This window comes from Ensifer sp. SSB1, from assembly GCF_016652895.1.
Classification (GTDB): Bacteria; Pseudomonadota; Alphaproteobacteria; order Rhizobiales; family Rhizobiaceae; genus Ensifer.
Map to the genome: position 1 here is coordinate 1 of NZ_JAEPRP010000324.1, position 3,652 is coordinate 3,652.

4 protein-coding genes are annotated in these 3,652 nt (G+C 60.9%); 3 read left to right on the forward strand and 1 reads right to left on the reverse strand.

Annotated features, from left to right (window positions below; genetic code table 11):
* The first annotated feature begins 453 nt into the window (after window positions 1-453).
* The 3 genes from I8N66_RS36695 (at window position 454) to I8N66_RS36705 (ending at window position 2,803) form a co-directional block, all read left to right on the forward strand.
* Window positions 454-1,728, forward strand: coding sequence for an MFS transporter (locus I8N66_RS36695; protein ID WP_291165380.1), 1,275 nt, complete (start codon window positions 454-456; stop codon window positions 1,726-1,728).
* A gap of 13 nt (window positions 1,729-1,741) precedes the next feature.
* Window positions 1,742-1,930 (forward strand): DUF1192 domain-containing protein, encoded by a 189-nt coding sequence (locus tag I8N66_RS36700; RefSeq protein ID WP_113540880.1) that lies wholly within the window; start codon window positions 1,742-1,744, stop codon window positions 1,928-1,930.
* 354 nt (window positions 1,931-2,284) lie between these two features.
* On the forward strand, window positions 2,285-2,803 hold the full coding sequence (locus I8N66_RS36705) for a DUF1465 family protein (protein WP_113540879.1): 519 nt from the start codon (window positions 2,285-2,287) through the stop codon (window positions 2,801-2,803).
* A 67-nt stretch (window positions 2,804-2,870) separates the two neighbouring features.
* Here the strand turns inward: I8N66_RS36705 and I8N66_RS36710 are convergent.
* Window positions 2,871-3,652: MFS transporter (locus I8N66_RS36710; RefSeq protein ID WP_291165384.1), on the reverse strand; the 782-nt coding region annotated here is incomplete at its 5' end.

The window sequence follows — 3,652 nt, forward strand, 5'->3', positions numbered from 1 at the left end:
GGATCAGCACCGTCACCATCATCATCACGATGGCGAAAACAGCGATCTTCCAGAAATCGCGACGGCGGCGCAAACCCGGGATTCCGAGCGGCCACAGGAGCTGGATGCCCATTGCCAGGAGCAGGATAAGCGCGAGCGCCTTCTGCATGTTGCCCTCGTCTACCGGGAGGTCGCCTCAGCCGGCAAAGCGTTCGCAACGCCGGCACTATTCGTCGCACGGAGCACCGCCTCCCCCAAGGACTAGCGATACGCTGCACTTGGCAAAAAGGGCTAGTGTTTCCGTGAGCGATTTGCAATGACCGGCGGCCGCATGTTTCCTCCAATCGTCACCGATCGAAGGAATTATACGGCCACTCAAGGCACTGTAATCAAAGCGCTGTAAAGAGAAACCGGCTGGCAATTCATAAGGCACCGCCCTAACTTGCTGACGGCAGAACGAAATTCGGATGGATGATGAGAAAGAACCTGCTCCCGGTTGCCGCCCTCCTGCTCGGCACGTTGTTTCTCTTTCTGGGCAATGGTCTCCAGGGGTTGCTTCTTCCCGTTCGCGGTACCGCTGAGGGATATCCGACCACCATCCTTGGCCTGATCGGCACGTCCTGGGCAGCCGGCTTCGTTCTCGGTTGCTTCTTCGCCCCGAACATCGTCAAGCGCATCGGCCATGTGCGCGCCTTCAGCGTCTTCGCCTCTCTCATCGCCATCGTCGCGTTGTTGACCGGCATCATGATCGATCCGACCTGGTGGCTGATCCTGCGTGCGCTGACCGGCTTCGCCACCGCCGGCACCTCGATGATCATTGAAAGCTGGCTGAACGAACGCGCCACCAACGAGAGCCGTGGCGTCATCTTCTCGCTCTACATCGCCATCACGCTCTTCGGCGTCGTCGGGGGCCAGATGATGATCCCCTTCGGCGATACCTCGACCAGCATCTTCTTCATGATCTGCGGCATTCTCTATTGCCTTGCCATGCTGCCGACCTTGCTGTCCAAAGCCGCCACGCCGCAGCCACTGAAGCAGGTCCGCCTCGACCTGCGGGCGCTTTACCGCAACTCGCCGGTCTCCTTCCTCGGCATCCTGCTCGTCGGCATCGCCAATGGCGCTTTCGGCACGCTCGGCGCCGTCTTCGGTCGGCAGGCCGGCCTTTCCGACAGTACGGTCGCAGCGATGATGAGCGTGGCGATCTTCGCAGGTGCGGTGATGCAGCTTCCGGCAGGCCGTCTCTCCGACCGCATCGACCGGCGCTATGTGCTGGCCGCGCTTGCCGGCGTCGGCGCCTTCGCCGGCCTGCTGATCTTCCTGATCGAGCCGAGCCAGGTCTGGATCGTGCTGACGCTGATCGCGATCTACGGTGCTGCGGCCAATGCGCTCTATCCGATCGCCGTTTCCCATGCCAACGACTTTGCGACCGCCGAGGACTTCGTGAAGGTTTCCGGTGGCCTGTTGCTGCTCTATGGCATCGGCACGATCATCGGCCCGACGATCGGCGGTCCGGTCATGACGGCCGCCGGTCCCTACGGCCTGTTCATGATTACCGCCTGTGCCCACATTTTGATCACAGCCTATGCCATCATCCGCAGCCGGATGCGCGCGCCCGTGCCGGTCTCCGACCGCGATGCCTTCTCGCCGGTCAATGCCGGCGCGCCGACGACACCGGAAAGCCTGCAGCTTTCGCCGCGCGCTGCCCCGCTTGAGGAAGCGCGTAACGAACCGGACAACAACCAGAAATAGGAGGATCAGACGGATGAGCCTGTTTGACGACGACCGACCACAAAAGAAGCTGGTGCACGAAATCGGCAGTGATCTTTCGCTGCTTTCTGTCGATGAACTGACCCAGCGCATTGCGTTGTTAACCGAAGAGATCACCCGGCTCGAAGCCGAGCGGACGCGCAAATCCGCAAGCCGGTCCGCCGCCGAGAGCCTGTTTCGCTGAAGCCTTGCAAGAGGGGTTGCAGCGCAGCAAATCGGGCCGTGTTTAACGGCACATTAAGCATTATCTGCGATTGTCAGGGCATCCGGAGCTTTCCGGTTTCAGACAATTTCTCCGACTGGCGAATGGGTCTGATTTTTCTCCCTGTTTTACCTTGAGAGCCGCTTTCCGCGGCTCTTTTTTTATTTTGGCATAGCTTTCGCTAAAGAACTGTGGAGATTAACCCTTTCTTAAGAATGCCCTTGCGCGAAATGCGCTATCGGATCATTCTTCGAGCATAGAGATGGCAAGGATTTCTTTCCTATAGTCATCCACTACCTGACTGTCGTGATGCGTTTGAACCAGGGAAAACAGGTCATGTCCGAGAGAGGATTGAATACGGTCAGTTTCGCAGGACACGCAGCGTCCTCGGCACAATTCAAGACGCTCTATTCGGAAGGCATGGGTCTGGTCGAGGAAACGGCCACCTATCTCGATGGTTCCGGACGCGCCGCCTCGAAGGTTCTGCCGCGCATGGCATCGGTGCTCTATGCGGCCGAGTCCATGCGGCTCACCACCCGCCTGATGCAGATGGCCTCGTGGCTGTTGCTGCAGCGCGCCGTCAACAACGGCGAGATGAGCCGCGACCAGGTGATGTCGGAAAAGAGCAAGGTGCGCCTCGACAGCTTCAACGTCGACAAGTCCGCTCCGGGCTGGGCCGAACTGCCGGAATCCTTCCGTGACCTGATCGAACGCTCGCTGCGTCTGCAGAACCGCGTCGCTTTGCTCGACCGCGAAATCTACCGCCCGAACGAAGCGGCCGCGATCGTTCCGGACAACCAGAATGGCGTCAAGGCGCAGATCAAGCTGCTGCAGACGGCCTTTGGCACCAACTGATTGCCTCTTCAGAATACCGAAACGGGACCCGGCCATCGCGCCGGGTTTTTTGTTGCGTTGCGTGTCGTCACGATCGCGAAGGACGCAGCTTCGACAGCAGAAACAACGCCAACACGCCGCTAAGGGAGCCAAGAGCCAGCGGCAGCCCCTGATGCCCGATCCACTGCATGGCCAGGCCCGCCGCAGGCGACGCCACGATGCCGCCGAGACCCCAGGCAACCGCGAAGGCCGCGTTGCCGGCGATCAGCGCTTGGCCGGCGAACCGTTCGCCGAGCTGGATCAACGCCATCGTGTAGATGCCGAATGAGACACCGCCCCAGAGGAAAACGAGCGGCCAGACCAGCCAGGAATTGAAGGCCCACGGCAGTAGCAGGCACCCGGCCAGCGAGACGAGCACACAGAACAACATCGCCCGCATCGAGCCTACCCTCTCGGCCATGCGTCCGAGAAAAACCTGAAGCAGCGCATTGCCGGCAATGAAACAGGTAAGGAGTGAGGCGATCCGCTCCTCGGCACTTGCGAGCGTGGCACCATAGGTGGCGAACAGCGAAAGCAGGGTCTGCTCGAAAGCGGCAGCGGTGAAAACCGCAAACAGGAGGAGCGGCGCCAGTGCCAGGAAGCCGCCGACGGACGTTGCCTCGCCGTCCTGCGGCATTTCAGGCAGGCGCGGCACGATGGCGAGCAAGATCATGCCGCAGAGGACGAAGGCCACGATACCGATCAGGAAGGGCGGCCAGCCCTCCGCGCCGAAGAGACCGAGCGACAGCGGACCTAGGGCGAAGCCACCGGAAACGATCGAAGAATAGAGACCCATGATGCGGCCCCGGCGCGACGGTGGAGTGATGGTGA